Source organism: Vibrio xiamenensis (assembly GCF_900100015.1).
GTDB lineage: Bacteria > Pseudomonadota > Gammaproteobacteria > Enterobacterales > Vibrionaceae > Vibrio > Vibrio xiamenensis.
The window spans coordinates 48,092-62,340 of sequence record NZ_FNDD01000034.1; the positions used below are offsets into that span (position 1 = coordinate 48,092).

Annotated in this window: 12 protein-coding genes, 1 rRNA gene and 1 riboswitch; of the genes, 11 read left to right on the top strand and 2 right to left on the bottom strand. The window is 42.8% G+C overall.

What is annotated here, in order from left to right; all coding sequences use genetic code 11:
• Positions 1-25: 25 nt before the first annotated feature.
• The 8 genes from BLS03_RS21295 to BLS03_RS21330 all read left to right on the top strand — a co-directional run bounded on the left by BLS03_RS21295 (position 26) and on the right by BLS03_RS21330 (position 8,689).
• On the top strand, positions 26-211 hold the full coding sequence (locus tag BLS03_RS21295; protein ID WP_425445125.1) for a helix-turn-helix transcriptional regulator: 186 nt from the start codon (positions 26-28) through the stop codon (positions 209-211).
• Complete coding sequence (locus BLS03_RS21300) at positions 201-692, top strand: helix-turn-helix domain-containing protein (protein WP_245696748.1); 492 nt, start codon at positions 201-203, stop codon at positions 690-692. Before BLS03_RS21295 ends, BLS03_RS21300 begins: the two co-directional genes overlap by 11 nt.
• Positions 679-1,779 (top strand): tyrosine-type recombinase/integrase, encoded by a 1,101-nt coding sequence (locus BLS03_RS21305; RefSeq protein ID WP_245696750.1) that lies wholly within the window; start codon positions 679-681, stop codon positions 1,777-1,779. Before BLS03_RS21300 ends, BLS03_RS21305 begins: the two co-directional genes overlap by 14 nt.
• A 156-nt stretch (positions 1,780-1,935) precedes the next feature.
• Positions 1,936-2,502, top strand: a complete 567-nt coding sequence (locus tag BLS03_RS21310) for a recombinase family protein (RefSeq protein ID WP_093278698.1) — start codon at positions 1,936-1,938, stop codon at positions 2,500-2,502.
• A gap of 187 nt (positions 2,503-2,689) precedes the next feature.
• Positions 2,690-3,670 carry an AAA family ATPase gene (locus BLS03_RS21315; RefSeq protein WP_093278701.1) on the top strand — a complete coding sequence of 327 codons (981 nt, stop codon included), beginning with the start codon at positions 2,690-2,692 and terminating at the stop codon, positions 3,668-3,670.
• A gap of 12 nt (positions 3,671-3,682) precedes the next feature.
• On the top strand, positions 3,683-6,223 hold the full coding sequence (locus BLS03_RS21320; protein ID WP_093278703.1) for a S8 family peptidase: 2,541 nt from the start codon (positions 3,683-3,685) through the stop codon (positions 6,221-6,223).
• A 94-nt stretch (positions 6,224-6,317) separates the two neighbouring features.
• Positions 6,318-7,955, top strand: coding sequence for an RNA-directed DNA polymerase (locus BLS03_RS21325; protein WP_093278709.1), 1,638 nt, complete (start codon positions 6,318-6,320; stop codon positions 7,953-7,955).
• A complete protein-coding gene (locus BLS03_RS21330; protein WP_093278712.1) occupies positions 7,943-8,689 on the top strand; it encodes a hypothetical protein in 747 nt (248 codons plus the stop codon). Before BLS03_RS21325 ends, BLS03_RS21330 begins: the two co-directional genes overlap by 13 nt.
• Before the next feature lie 170 nt (positions 8,690-8,859).
• Here BLS03_RS21330 and trmA read toward each other — a convergent pair whose 3' ends face one another.
• Positions 8,860-9,969: a tRNA (uridine(54)-C5)-methyltransferase TrmA gene (trmA, locus tag BLS03_RS21335; protein ID WP_093278717.1), complete on the bottom strand. Its 1,110-nt coding sequence runs from the start codon at positions 9,967-9,969 to the stop codon at positions 8,860-8,862.
• A gap of 154 nt (positions 9,970-10,123) precedes the next feature.
• Positions 10,124-10,357, top strand: a riboswitch (cobalamin riboswitch).
• Positions 10,358-10,406: 49 nt separating this feature from the next.
• Here trmA and BLS03_RS21340 point away from each other — a divergent pair.
• Positions 10,407-12,233, top strand: a complete 1,827-nt coding sequence (locus BLS03_RS21340; protein WP_093278720.1) for a TonB-dependent receptor domain-containing protein — start codon at positions 10,407-10,409, stop codon at positions 12,231-12,233.
• A 133-nt stretch (positions 12,234-12,366) separates the two neighbouring features.
• Complete coding sequence (gene murI / locus BLS03_RS21345) at positions 12,367-13,176, top strand: glutamate racemase (protein ID WP_176765662.1); 810 nt, start codon at positions 12,367-12,369, stop codon at positions 13,174-13,176.
• On the opposite strand, the gene BLS03_RS21350 is transcribed toward murI, so the two are convergent.
• A complete protein-coding gene (locus BLS03_RS21350) occupies positions 13,139-13,591 on the bottom strand; it encodes an RNA recognition motif domain-containing protein (protein WP_093278724.1) in 453 nt (150 codons plus the stop codon). The two genes, murI and BLS03_RS21350, sit on opposite strands and share 38 nt — an antisense overlap.
• Positions 13,592-14,162: 571 nt before the next feature.
• Here BLS03_RS21350 and BLS03_RS21355 point away from each other — a divergent pair.
• Positions 14,163-14,249 (top strand): 16S ribosomal RNA (locus tag BLS03_RS21355); the annotation flags it as partial.

Below are 14,249 nucleotides of genomic sequence, written 5' to 3' on the forward strand. Positions count from 1 at the left end.
AGGTTTTTTTATGTCCAACAAAATCATGCGGTTACCTGAAGTAAAGCAGCGAACTGGTTTATCACGAAGCACCATATATTTACGCATGTCGAAAGGACTGTTTCCCAAATCCATTTCACTAGGGGGGCGTGCCGTTGGCTGGGTGGAAAGGGATGTAGATTTTTGGGTTAGTGAATGTATAGCTCTATCGAAAGGAGGTAATGATGAGTAGTCGGAATAATCCTAGTCGCATCAAAAGCCATCGAAACTACACCGTTATTGACATCAGTGACACATTGGGAGTTCATCCGAAAACGGTTCGTAACTGGCTCAAGGTTGGTTTACCTATTGTTGATGAAAAGCGCCCACTTTTAATTCATGGTGCAGATTTGAAGGTCTACTTAAAGCAAAAACGCAAAGCAATTATGTTCGACTGTGAAGATCATGAGATGTGCTGTTTTCGATGCAAGCAACCAATGAAGCCAAGTATTGAGTCAGTGCTTTTTATTGCTAAACCTGCAGGAATGGCTCACATGACAGGCGAGTGTGAAGAGTGCGGATGTCGAATGAATAAGTATGTTTCGTGGCGAAATGTGAATGACATTTGGCTTGAACTCAAGGGTAAATTACCGATAGCTGAAAAACACTTAATCCTAAGAGGACAAAACCTCTTAAATTGTCCTTTCGATGGGGTATTTAATGATGAAAAATAATAGTACAAATAATGCACGAATTGTTTATGAATTTACGAAATACCTCAAGGAAGCCAAGCGCTTAGATGACTCAACTATTGATGGTGTTCTTAAGTCAGTTAATCGCTTTGAGGAATATACTGGTTATCTTGACTTTAGGAAGTTTAGGGCGAAGCACGCTATTGGTTTTAAGAAGGACCTTCTTGGCAAAAAGTCCATTGCAACAGGTGAGGTATTAAGCAAGGCAACCGTACTGACAGCAACTCGTCATTTGAAGTCGTTCTTCCAATATTTGGTTACGCAGAAAGGGTACCGAGCAAAAATCAATTACAGCGATATTGAGTATTTCAACTTGTCTGAAAAAGATACCCGTATCGCTAATGCAAAGCGCAAAAGAAATGTGGCAACGATAGAACAGATCAAGCAAACCTTGGAGGGTATGCCTTGCTCGACGGCCATTGAAATGCGTGATAGAGCTGTAATGGCATTCGTTATCTCAACAGGAGCCAGAGACGGAGCCGTTGCTTCAGCAAAGATAAAACATATTGATCTGGTTGAACAAAGTTTTTACCAGGACGCAAGGGATGTGAATACAAAGTTCAGCAAAACATTTACAACCTACTTTTTCCCTGTTGGCGAGCTGCCATTGAAGATTTTGACTGAATGGATTGATTATTTGGTACAGGAGCTAGGGTACAAGCAAAATTCGCCGTTGTTTCCTAAAACCAAGTTGGCACATAACGCTAATCAGCAGTTTGAGGCTGTTGGTTTACTTGAAGAGCACTGGAGCAACGCGACCCCAATCCGCAAAGCTTTTGCTCAAGCCTTTGAAGCTGCTGGGTTGCCTTACTTCAATCCTCATAGCTTCCGAAATACCTTGGTGCGATTGGGTGAGCGGCTTTGCCGAACACCTGAAGAGTTCAAGGCATGGAGCCAAAATTTAGGGCATGAAAGTGTACTGACCAGTTTTTACAGTTATGGCGATGTTCCTGATTATAAGCAAGCCGAGTTATTGCGTAAGTTAGCAAAACCGAAACCAGAACCTAGTGAGTCTGATGCAGCTCTCTTGCAAAGAATGTTAGCTGCGGCTAGAGAGCAGGGAGTTTAATCTGATAGTTGCAAAGCTGGTATCAAAAAACAGTCGTATATTGATACCAGCTTTTATTTAACTTTGTGGGTATCATCAAATTAGGGTATTTAGTTTATGATTCTGTTTGTTTATGATACCCCTATATTTGATACCAATACATAAAGTGAGTCATCAATGCGTATATTTGCTTACTGTCGTGTGTCCACTACCGAGCAAACCACCGAGAACCAAATTATTGCTATTCGCCAGAAAGGTTATGACGTCGCTGATTCGCGTGTCGTTAGTGAAACTGTCTCTGGTTCGGTCGAAGCGATGAAGCGCCAGCAGTTTAAAACTCTGATTAACCATCAGATGGAATCGGGCGATATGCTGGTGGTTCTCAAACTAGACCGCTTAGGGCGAGATAACATCGATGTGCAGAACACGGTCAATGTTCTTACACATCAGGGTATCAAAATCGTTTGTCTGGATCTGCCAGTGGCCGATCTGTCCAGTGCCGAAGGTAAGTTGATGTTGCAAATGTTTTCAGCTTTTGCTGAGTTTGAGCGTAACCGGATTCGCGAACGAACCAGAGAGGGGATTGAGCGAGCCAAAGCACAGGGTAAAAAGCTTGGGAGACCGAAAGCTCATAAAACGACGGCAGCCGTGCAGGCTCAAAAAGCGATGGGTAAATCTCAGGCTAAAGTGGCTCAAGAACTAGGGATTGGAATTGCAACGGTCAAAAGGCATTGGAATAAATAGAAAACCTAAGTAACTTTTTTCCAGAAATTTGTTAAGTCAAAAGCTAGAAAGTGATATTGAAGATTGGTGTGTGTATTGGAGAAAATCTGCCGTTGATGTGAGCTGTAATACTTTCATTGATAGAAGAAATTTAAATTTCAATGTATGATTACTACGTAATCATTTTACCTAATTTTAGAAATTCCCCATGGCTAGTTCGACTCAAATTAAAGCTTTGATGCAATCACATATCGATAAAGATGACGACAGGTTCTTATCTGTTGCGCTTCAGGTTGCCGCTCATGAGGCGAGAAATGGTCATGGGAAGCTTGCTCAAGAGCTCAAAGGGTTAGTTGAAAAGGCCAAGAAGAACAGCGCAAAAAACCTACCAGTGTCGATAGCAACTGGCGTTAAAGACACATCAGGTTTATTGGTTACAACTCACCCGAGATTGCGTTTTGCTGACTTAATCATATCTGGTTCTGTTAAAGGTAGGCTAGAGAGGTTGGTGAAAGAGCAAAAGCACCTTACTACACTGAAAAACCATGGTCTTTCGCCACGTAGAAAGCTCTTATTGGCTGGAAAGCCCGGTACGGGAAAAACGTTCACGGCGTCGGTTTTAGCTGGGGAACTAAACTTCCCTTTATTTGAGGTTCGCCTTGATGCTGTTATTACCAAGTATCTTGGTGAGTCTTCTGCTAAGTTACGCCAAATATTCGATACTATCCGAGAAGTTAGGGGGGTGTACTTTTTTGATGAGTTTGATGCTCTAGGCTCACACCGTGGCTCAGGAAACGATGTTGGCGAAGCTAGGCGTATCCTGAATAGCTTTTTGCAAATGATTGAGCAAGATGACTCCAATAGTGTCATCGTCTGTGCTACTAACCATATTGAAGCGTTAGACCATGCACTGTTTCGCCGTTTTGATGATGTAATTAAGTACGAGCTCCCTTCAGAAGATGAAATCATCAAGTTGTTCCGCACTCGATTACAGTCGTATGTAGCGAAGAATTTTTCTTGGAAGCGACTTCCTGCAATTGCAGAAGGCTTGAGTAATGCAGAGATAACTTTAGCTGCAAATGATGCAATTAAAGAAATGCTTATTCATGACTATAACTCGATTACCACCACAATGCTTCAGCAGGCCATTGAGGATAGAAAAAGCATCAGTCAGCACTTTATGGAGTAAGAAGGAACTTGAATGGCTCGAAACGAATTTAATAAACCTCACTTCTTTTTTAATTCTTCCGGCAGCTCTCACGAATTTACGTCTCCTACTCGAGGTGGCGGTTCTAAAATAGTAATCCCTGCAAAAAACAGAGCTTCTCACAGCAGTAAGTTACGTCAAGAAATTCAAAATGTTGCTACTGAGTTGACGGACCTAAAGCAGAGCATTCCTGTATCGGAGCTCACTATGGGGGTTGGTATCCAGGTTGAGTTTGAAAGCTTTCCTGACGTTGAAATGGCCGTTCAGAGCCTTGCCAATGATCCTCAAGGCATTGTGCTACACAATGTAAAAACAGTGGAGCAGGATGGACAGCAAACGACTCTTGCGACAGCTTTTGTGCCGGAAGGAAAGTTAAGCTTCTACCAAAAAAAGCTGAATGATTACGAAGGATACAAAACAAAGCAGAATGGTGATGCGGCTGATCATCAAAAACTTATTGATTCAATTAAATCTATCAAGCGTGCTGCTTTCTCTGCTATCTGGGCTGATGATATCAGTCTTCTACCTGAAGACAAAGAAGCGGATGTTTGGTGGGAAGTATGGTTAGCGACACCGAGGAAGAGCCGTCAAACCCATAACCACTACCTTGAAATACTCTCAGATTTTTCCCGATTAGCGAATATTGCTGAAATCGAAGTGTCTGAGCATAAGCTTCGTTTTCCTGAACATACCGTTATTCAAGTAAAGGCTAGCCAAAGAAAGCTTGAAGAAAATGCAACTCTTCTTTTTAGGGTGGCAGAGATTCGTTACCCGAAAGTTACGGCTGAATTTTTTGATGCAATGGAGCCTGTTGAGCAACGAGAATGGTCTGATGAGCTTCTCCATCGCCTAAATCATACGTATACAGATAATTCCCCATATATTTGCATAATTGACTCCGGAGTGAACGTAGATCATCCATTGCTGTCCTCTTTTGCCGATTTAGGAGACCAAAGAACGATAACAGATGATAGTGATCCTACTGATGTGATAGGTCATGGTACAAGTATGGCTGGCTTAGCTATGTGGGGAGATTTGGCCGATAGGTTAAGCTCGACAGATATTGAAACGGTTACCCACCGGTTAGAGTCAGTTAAAACCATTAGGTTCAATGGTGATAATGCTGGTAAGCCTCTGGGGATAGTGACCGAAAATGCGGTTTCAGAAATAGAAAACTATAAACCTGAGCGTTCACGTATATATTCGATGTCATTGTCATCGGGGAAAGGGACGGACAGAGGTAGGCCGTCATCGTGGTCAAGTGCAATGGATATGCTTGCGGTAGACTTTCTTGGTGAAGGTGAGTTTCCTCGATTGTTCACTGTCTGTGCAGGGAATACGGAGCCTGTTGGGAGTGTAGTGTACCCAGAGCTTAATTATCTAAGCGATGTCCATGATCCTGCTCAAGCCTGGAATGTGTTAACTGTTGGTGCATATACCGAGAAGGATGTCATTACAGAGTCAAGCGACTATCAACCATTAGCACCAAAAGGTGGTCTATCACCTTATTCGACAACTTCCCTTGAATGGGAAAGGAAAAATACTCCGATTAAGCCAGATGTTGTGTTTGAAGGGGGGAATGTTGGTCAAGATGAAGTCGGTTGTGCTGGAATGCAAGATTTAGAACTGCTCACAACCAATCATGACTTCTCTCAAAGACATTTTCGATGTGCAAATGCTACCAGTGCTGCTACTGCCTTAGCTGCCAGATTTACTGCTCAGATTAAGTCTAAGTACCCTGAGCTGTGGCCTGAAACGGTCAGAGCATTAACCGTTCATTCCGCCGATTGGACGGATGAAATGTATTCGTTGATTTCTGCTGAACGCAGTGATGGCAATACGAAAAAATCCGATATGGCCAAGCTGGTACGCAAAGTTGGCTTTGGTGTTCCTGACCTGGAGAAAGCTCTAAATAGTGCAAGTAACTCTTTGTCGTTGGTGATTCAGGATGAACTGCAGCCTTATACAAAACCAAAGTCTGGAGATACCAAGACCAAGGATATGCAATTACACGATTTGCCTTGGCCCGTTGATGAGCTGCAAAAAATCGGTGAGGCTGATGTAGAGCTCACAATCACCCTTTCATACTTCGTTGAGCCAAATCCATCGAGCCGTAATGTATTAAATAAATACAGTTATGCGAGTCATCAGTTGAGATTTGACGTTAAGCACCAAGGGGAGTCAGATCAGCAATTCATGCGAAGAATCAATGCTAAGGCTGAAGGTGAAAAGCCTGAATCATTAGAAGACAGCAATTGGTTGTTAGGAAAGCAGCAACGCCATAGGGGCTCGATTCACAAAGATATTTGGCGTGGTAGTGCAGCAGATCTCGCTGCTCGAGGAAAGATTGCGGTGTATCCTGCTAGTGGCTGGTGGAAAACCCGAAAGGCCCATGAACGCTATGGTTCGAAAGCAAGGTACGCCCTGGTAATTTCGCTATCAGTTCCTGAAGTTGAAGTGGATTTATATAGTGAAGTTCAGACACTAGTGGGAGCAGAGGTGGCCGCAAAAACTGCTGTAGAGGTGACCACCTAATCGTTTATCCTGAAGGCCCAGTATAAGGTAATACCAGTCAGATTAACTGACTGGTATTTATGCCGTTGTGCGTACAAATATTAAAGGTAGTGAGATGGCTAGTGAAGTAACCTTAGAGCACTTTAAAAAGGCAGCTAGAGAAATTGGTGCTCATGGCGATAATGACACTCTTCCTTTTGACTTAGATAACAGGTTTATCTCTGATTGCAATGAAGATATTGCAGAGGTCGCTTATAATCTATTTCAAGCCTTCGATAAGGCGGGGAAAAATAAAGCAAGGCAGATGATCGATTCACTGTCGATCTTCCATGAAAGGTTGCTTGTACCTAGCGGAACCAGTGGATTCCGAATTACAACTAAGATACATCCGTTTTGGAATGTATACATAAATGGCCTTGCAATTGCCATCTCTGAAAAACTAGCCCCTCGTAGATATGACGGAGCTCATTCATATCGACACTCCAATGAAGGTAGTCGATTATTCTTGCAAGAGCACTCATGGTACTCCTATAAAGCTGCAACACTTAATGAACCTTTATTAACCGAAAGTAAATCAGTGGTAGTTCAAACTGATGTGTCGGGCTTCTATGAGCATATTTATCACCATCGCTTGGAAAACCTAATAGGGGATTTGTTTTCAGCGCACTCTACAGTTTCTGCCCAATTAGACAGGATACTAAATCAAATGAGCTCGGGAAGATCATTTGGGCTTCCTGTCGGAGGACAGTGTTCTCGTGTCTTAGCTGAAGTATTGATGCATGCGATTGATGAGTTACTCACTGCATCTGGTATGGTTTGGCATAGATATGTTGATGACTATACTCTTATTGCAAGTAGCCAATCAGATGCTTATAAAGCTTTATCTTCATTGTCCAGGTACCTTGCGGACTATGGATTGTCTCTAAACCGTACCAAAACGACTTTTTTAAGCTCTCTACACTATAAAAATTTCGTGACAGCCCAGCTTAGCTCTGATGACGAGCAGGCGGGTAAGCTTAAAGAAATAGATCTGTATTTTGATCCATACACAGATGACCCTCACGCAGAATATGAAGAGCTTCAGAAGGCGGTCAATGAAATAGATGTTGTTAGCCTCTTGCAAGCTGAGACTTTTAAAAGCCAGCCCGATTCATATTTGGTTGCGCAAATCAGCCGAACACTGGAGTTCCAAAGCCCTCACGCAGCTGCCCAGTTATGTCAAACTTTGCTAAAACCTAGCAATTTAAATGCTTTTAGAGCTTCTTGGTCAAAGATTATGCGAGGAATTGCCAAGATAAGAGCTGACGAGAGATTCACCACAATTCATTCAACGATTGATTTTAGCTTGGATGATGTCATACAGAAATGTGAGCACCTATTGTTACCAGAGGCTAATTGCCTACATTTCATGAGGGCTATCAGGTTTAAAGAAACACCAAAACGATCCATTTTTGTTCAAGACCGATTTAACAGTTCAGAGTTCGTCACTATTAAACGAGCTAGTGTGGATTGTTGGCGACACTGGAAAAGCCGCTCTCGATTTTTATCGGCGAGTAACAGCTATGATACTAGTCATGAAGAATTGCAGCGAATGTTCTGGCTGGCGTCATATCAATTTGGGGATGAAGGGAATCATTTTAGGGGACGAGTGAAGAAGAAAATCGAACATGCTTGGGCGCTAGGCTTTGAGAGTGAAGAATCGAAAACATTTTCTGAGCTTTATAAGGGGTGGTCAACCTCATGCGGTTTTTAAGACTTCCATTTACTGATCCACGCACAGTTGCGAGAGATATTCCTGGTATTTCAGAAATTCTTTTTCCTGGCTTGGTCCCTGGTATGGTCGCAGGGCTAAATCAAACGAGAATGGAGCTAGAAGGCATTGATGCAGTTTCAGAAATCGCACTGAGCAAAATGAGTTTAACCCCTTCAATGCTTTATGAGATAGCTTGTGCTAGAGCAGAGTTCTTACTTAAAAATCAAGAGCCACTGGAAGAGGATTATGTTGATATCGCCTTAAAAAGACAGTCTCGTTTTTTTGATGCACAAATACCTAGCCAAATTACAAATGAAGATAAAGTACTAATTCAATTGGTGGCTGATAATTTAGCATTGGGATTACGTGAACTGGCTAAAGGGAAGGAAGTCATTATTGCTCCGCCTATTGCAGGGTTGGAATGGATTTCTTCTAGTCAAGGCGACTTTTGTGTTGATGATTGCTTGGTTGAAGTGAAATGTACGAGCAAGAATTTTTCAGCAGGCGATTATCGTCAAATCCTGCTCTATTGGCTTCTTGACTTCACATATTCATTGGCTAATCCAGAGGCTTTGCCTTGGAAGTCAGGTGTTATTTTTAATCCTCGGAAAAACAATTATGTGAAAGTTAATTTCGAGGATTTACACCGATTAGTCGCAGGTGGACGAAACGTAATTGAAACAGTTGAGCTACTTCAAAATACCATACTATCAGCTAGAGCTAAATTGAGTTAGACCACCAGAAAAGAAGCCTATTCCACTGTTAGTTGTAAGCAGTAGCTGTTTTGACATCAAGATGTTATGTCTTACTGTGGTTAGCCCGAAGTTTAGAGTGTTTTAACTTTCCCCGTACCCCAGGCCGTACCCAGTCCTTAATATTTAATTCTCTAAAGTTAATTTGGCCCTTATTTGGTGCGCTCTAGCAATACACCCGCTTCCATGTGGTGGGTATATGGGAATTGGTCAAACAGCGCAAAGCGCGTAATACGGTGAGTGGTTGCAAGCACTTCTAAGTTTTCCAGCAGCGTTTCTGGGTTGCACGAGATGTACAAAATGCGCTCGTAGCCTTGCACCATTTTACAGGTGTCGATATCCATGCCAGAACGTGGCGGATCGACAAAAATGGTGTTGCAGTTGTAACTGTTTAAGTCAACGCCAGCGTCTTTTAGGCGGCGAAACTCGCGTTTGCCTTCAATTGCTTGGGTAAACTCTTCAGCAGATAAACGCAGAATTTGCACGTTCTCAATTTTATTCGCCGCGATATTGTATTGCGCCGATTCCACCGATGGTTTGGCTAACTCAGTGGCAAGTACGCGCTCAAAGTTTTGCGACAACGCCAAAGAAAAGTTGCCGTTACCGCAGTAGAGTTCCAACAAGTCACCTTGACTATCTTGAGTGCAATCCACTGCCCATTCCAACATCTTCTCTGCCACTTTACCGTTTGGTTGCGTAAAGCTGTTTTCTACTTGCTGGTAAATGTAACTGCTGCCGTGCACATCGAGTTTTTCAATTACATAATCACGGTCGAGGACAATTTTCATTTTTCGAGCGCGACCAATCAAATTGAGATTAAAGCCTTCGTCGTTTAAACGCTGTTTAAGGGCTTTCGCTTGTTCAATCCAGGCATCGTCCAATTGGCGGTGATACAGCAGTGAAACCAATACTTCACCACTTAAGGTGGATAAAAAGTCGACTTGAAACAGTTTGCGACGCAAGGTGTCGTTGTCTTTCATTGCTTCAATCAATAGTGGCATTAAGTCGTTGATTAAGCGACTCGCGGCTGGAAATTGATCAACACGGTATTTTTCACGGGTTTGTTGATTGAACATGATGTAGTAAAGCTCATCACCTTCATGCCAGACACGAAACTCAGCGCGCATGCGGTAGTGTTGCTCATCAGATGGAAAAACTTCCAACTCCGGCGCGTCATATGGCGCAAACATCTGGTTAAGACGTTCGGTTTTTTCAGCCAGTTGCTGAGCGTAGTGTTGGGGATTTACATCAAGAGAAGCCATGGTTCTACCTTTTACGGTGCATTTTAAACAAAGAGCGCAGATTTTATTCAATCCCACTCTGATGTCCAGTGTTGTTCAATATTTGCGGCTTTTTTCTGCACCGCTAAACTCGATCTTAGTCGATTCTTAACTAGACATTGGTTCCATTGCTGACTACTATCAGCGCCAAGCTGGTGCCACTTTAGAAGTATAGATGGCTGAAAAGGGAATCTGGTGCAAATCCAGAACTGACGCGCAGCGGTAAAAGAGAACGAAACCCCGTGAACACTGCATATCAGATGTGGGAAGTTGGGGGAGTAGGTTGTGTAGATGTCCACCTAATATGGTGTTGATATCCATGATCACTGAGCTCTTGAGTCCGAAGACCTGCCAGCGGCCAAGTTAATGACCCCGCAATGCGGCGACTTGGTAGGACTTACGCGATTTAGGATAAAACAATGAATAAAACAATTTTAGCGATTGCTTTGGCGTCGCTGACGTCGCACGCCTCTATCTCTTATGCGCAGAGCAGCGATGAAACTGTGGTGGTAACGGCAAACCGAGTTGAACAAACTCAGTCTTCGGTTTTGGCTTCGGTCAGTATTATTACTCGTGAAGATATTGAGTTGATGCAAGCAGACAGTGCACTAGATGTTTTACGTACATTGCCTGGTGTTGAAATTAATTCGCTGGGTGGTAAAGCTCAGGATACTTCAATTTATCTACGTGGCACTGCTACTCAGCACACTTTAGTTCTGATTGATGGCGTTAAGATCAATTCTGCAACCTCAGGTGGTGCTTCGATTGGACTCATTCCCGCTTTTGCTATCGAAAAGATAGAAGTCATTCGCGGCCCTCGCGCCGCAGTTTATGGCTCAGACGCATTGGGTGGGGTGATCAGTATTACGACCGCTGGTAATGGCCAATCATTACATAAAGCGGTAGTGGGATATGGAGAAAACGATCATCAGCTATTGGGTTGGCACTCCTCTGGTCAAATTAATGAGCATACCTATGGCTCTTTTGTCGCGGCCAAAGAGCAAAGTGACGGCTATACAGTCTATCAAGGTGCTCCTGACGGCGATAAACATGGTTACGATACAACCAGCTTTTTTGGCAGTGTTAAGCACGATGTTAATGAGCGATGGAGTGTTAATGCGAGTGCGTACAAACAAGAGTCGGATAATCAATATGCTGGCCAATATGGTGGCGTCAAACAAGAAAGCAACAACGATTTTTACACGTTAAGCGGTGGGCTCAATTTCCAAGCTGAGAGCTATAGTAGTAAGTTGACGATATCGACTACCCATAGCGAAGCTTGGGATGGCGACGCAGATGGCGCGTCTGGAAAAAGTGCACTGTTCACTCGTCGTAACAATGTGACCTGGTTGAATACTGTTACTCCTAGCGATTGGATAGCTATAAATCTTGGTTTGGATTACACCAAAGAGACAGCAAATCGTGGTGGTACCAATACCAGCGAATATGAGGACACCAACAAAGATAATAAAGCGGCATTTGCGACTTCTCTAATCGATATTGATGCTTTTTCAGCGGAAGCCAGTGTACGTCATGATGACGATAGTTCGTTTGGTGGGCACACCACTTGGAATTTGGGTTTGGGCTATCAAGTATCAGACTCTCTTCAAGTTGTAGCGAATTCAGGCTCAGGTTTTAAGGCTCCAACATTTAATGATCTCTATTGGCCGGGACAGGGTAATCCTGACTTAGAGCCAGAAGAATCTGTATCCAATGAAATTGGACTCCGTGGGTATTTGAGTTGGGTAGATTGGGAATTATCGGCCTATAAGACCGATATTGAAAACCTGATTGATTGGGCTGAAGTGGATGGAACATGGATTCCATCGAATGTTGATAAGGCTGAGATTAAAGGTGTCGAATTGGCGGCAAGCTTTGAGACAGGACCTGTTGAACATAAAGTGTCTGCAGAGTGGAAAGATCCAATCAACAAAGAAACGGGTGCGCAACTAGAGAGAAGAGGCAAGCGAAACTTTAGTTGGTTATTGAGCTATAAGCTTTCCTCGCTTGATTTATCCTTAGCGGCGAATTATGTCGGTGATCGTAAAGACAAGAATAACGACAAACTTGATTCCTACAGTACGGTTGATCTTGCGACACGCTATCATTTCACTACGCATTTAAGTGTTGGTGTTAAAGTTAGTAACGCCTTTAATGAGTCTTATGCCACGGGACTTGGTTCGAGCGGTAACTACTATCTCGCTCAAGGACGTAATGTTTACGCAACTGCCGAATATCAGTTCTAACCCTAAGCCGCCATCAGGCGGCTTATTCTTTTCTGCGAGTTTGGAATCGGTGTGGATATTGACACAGAGATAAAACAGCAGCGATTGCCAAAATTACGTCGAAGAGTATGATCACAGCGTCTTCTTTGGCGGAATAATAACAGTGCAAGAACCTAATAATAAAACCGTGCTCATTTTCGATTCTGGTGTCGGAGGTCTATCGGTTTATAAAGAAATACACGCTTTACTTCCTCAACTTAATTATATTTATATTTTTGATAACCAAGCGTATCCCTACGGAGAGCTTGAGCAAAATACATTAATTAAGCGAGTCGATGCGTGCGTTCAATCTTGTCTAAATAATTATTCCGTCGACATCGTGGTTATTGCTTGTAATACCGCTAGCACAATTGTTTTACCAACCTTACGTGCTAAGTTGAATATTCCTGTCGTCGGTGTCGTCCCGGCAATAAAGCCTGCTTCTTCATTGGCTAATAAAGCTGTCGGTTTGATTGCTACCCCAGCAACCGTCACTCGCCAATATACTCAAGATCTGATTCGCGATTTTTCAAATAACAAAAACGTTGAAATGCTCGGCTCTACAAGGTTGGTGGATATGGCGGAAGAAAAGCTCCGGGGCATACCAGTGAATCTTGATGAGTTGCGTAATTTGCTTGCGCCCTTAATTGGCAAAATCGATGTTGCGGTGTTGGGATGTACCCATTTCCCTCTGATAAAACAGGAGATCGCGTTAGCACTGGGCGGGGACGTTACGTTGGTCGATTCAGGAAAAGCGATTGCGCGTCGAGTGAAAGAGCTGTTGAAGTTAGAGGCGGGTAGAAGCAGGGGCGAGCGTTACACTATTTTAAGCAGTGCACTTCCTTGGCAAGAAAGTGCACTGAATGAGCATTTAGAGTCGTTGGGCTTTAATCCAATTCAGACTCTAGAGATTCCCCTTTTTTAGGTTCGTTAGCAACACGTACTTTAAGTGTGCGCTGCATATATTCATTGTCATTTAACGCATCAATAGCGCCCTGAGCGTCTGCAGAAGCCATCACGACGAAACCAAACCCTCGACGTTTTCCCGTCCGCTTGTCTTTCATTAAACGAACAGCGAAGACTTCGCCATATTGAGCGAAGAGATCTTTGACGTGAGATTCGTTTGCTTTGTAAGGCAAGTTACCAACATAAAGGGTTTTTGTAGAAGGTGCTGGTTGGTTGTCCTTTAATGGTGAATTAGCGACGAACTTCAGTAGTAACGCGGTGATAATGACACCCACAACATAAGAGATAGCTGGAGATACAACTATCTGTGAAAATATGATTCCGCCAAGCACTGCAAGAGCGATAATCAATAAGGTCGATTTATTTGAACTCATATCTGAATACAACTAGTTAAGTAATAGAGAATATCGGTTGTCTTTTAACAAAATAGACACAGCGATATTACGTATATGCTTCTTGTTTTTCCAACAGATTGATGTGACGAGTCTCAAATGTTGAAATTTTATTCTATTTTCGTGGAGTTGGTTTGATTTTAATCGATTGAAATTAATTTTTAGAAAAAGGGTTGCGCTTTGTTTTTGGATCCCTATAATTCCGCCTCACCGCTTGGGAAGGAACGAAAGTTTTTTAAATAAGCCAAGCGAAGTTTTGAAAAAGTTGAAATTAACTCTTGACTCAATCGAAACTAAGCGTATTATACGCATCCCCGATAACGAGCAATGCTCGATAAATCGGAAGCTCTTTAACAATATAAACCTATCAATCTGTGTGGGCACTCGTTGATGATAATCAAATTAGATTCTTCGGAATCAAATTGGTTTCAATGAACTGAGTGACCAATCGATACTTTCTTTTATAAGAGTGGTATCGGCACAGTCAATTCACAGTCTTCTATTCGAAAGAATAGAGAATGTAATCAGTATTCATTGAGCCACAAAAAACTTTTAATTGAAGAGTTTGATCATGGCTCAGATTGAACGCTGGCGGCAGGCCTAACACATGCAAGTCGAGCGGCAGCGACATAAACAAACC

Excerpts from the sequence above, each read along its gene's own strand:
- BLS03_RS21295 (WP_425445125.1), top strand. The coding sequence starts at position 26 with ATGCGGTTACCTGAAGTAAAGCAGCGAACTGGTTTATCACGAAGCACC.
- BLS03_RS21300 (WP_245696748.1), top strand. The coding sequence starts at position 201 with ATGATGAGTAGTCGGAATAATCCTAGTCGCATCAAAAGCCATCGAAAC.
- BLS03_RS21305 (WP_245696750.1), top strand. The coding sequence starts at position 679 with ATGATGAAAAATAATAGTACAAATAATGCACGAATTGTTTATGAATTT.
- BLS03_RS21310 (WP_093278698.1), top strand. The coding sequence starts at position 1,936 with ATGCGTATATTTGCTTACTGTCGTGTGTCCACTACCGAGCAAACCACC.
- BLS03_RS21315 (WP_093278701.1), top strand. The coding sequence starts at position 2,690 with ATGGCTAGTTCGACTCAAATTAAAGCTTTGATGCAATCACATATCGAT.
- BLS03_RS21320 (WP_093278703.1), top strand. The coding sequence starts at position 3,683 with ATGGCTCGAAACGAATTTAATAAACCTCACTTCTTTTTTAATTCTTCC.
- BLS03_RS21325 (WP_093278709.1), top strand. The coding sequence starts at position 6,318 with ATGGCTAGTGAAGTAACCTTAGAGCACTTTAAAAAGGCAGCTAGAGAA.
- BLS03_RS21330 (WP_093278712.1), top strand. The coding sequence starts at position 7,943 with ATGCGGTTTTTAAGACTTCCATTTACTGATCCACGCACAGTTGCGAGA.
- trmA (WP_093278717.1), bottom strand. The coding sequence starts at position 9,969 with ATGGCTTCTCTTGATGTAAATCCCCAACACTACGCTCAGCAACTGGCT.
- BLS03_RS21340 (WP_093278720.1), top strand. The coding sequence starts at position 10,407 with ATGAATAAAACAATTTTAGCGATTGCTTTGGCGTCGCTGACGTCGCAC.
- BLS03_RS21350 (WP_093278724.1), bottom strand. The coding sequence starts at position 13,591 with ATGAGTTCAAATAAATCGACCTTATTGATTATCGCTCTTGCAGTGCTT.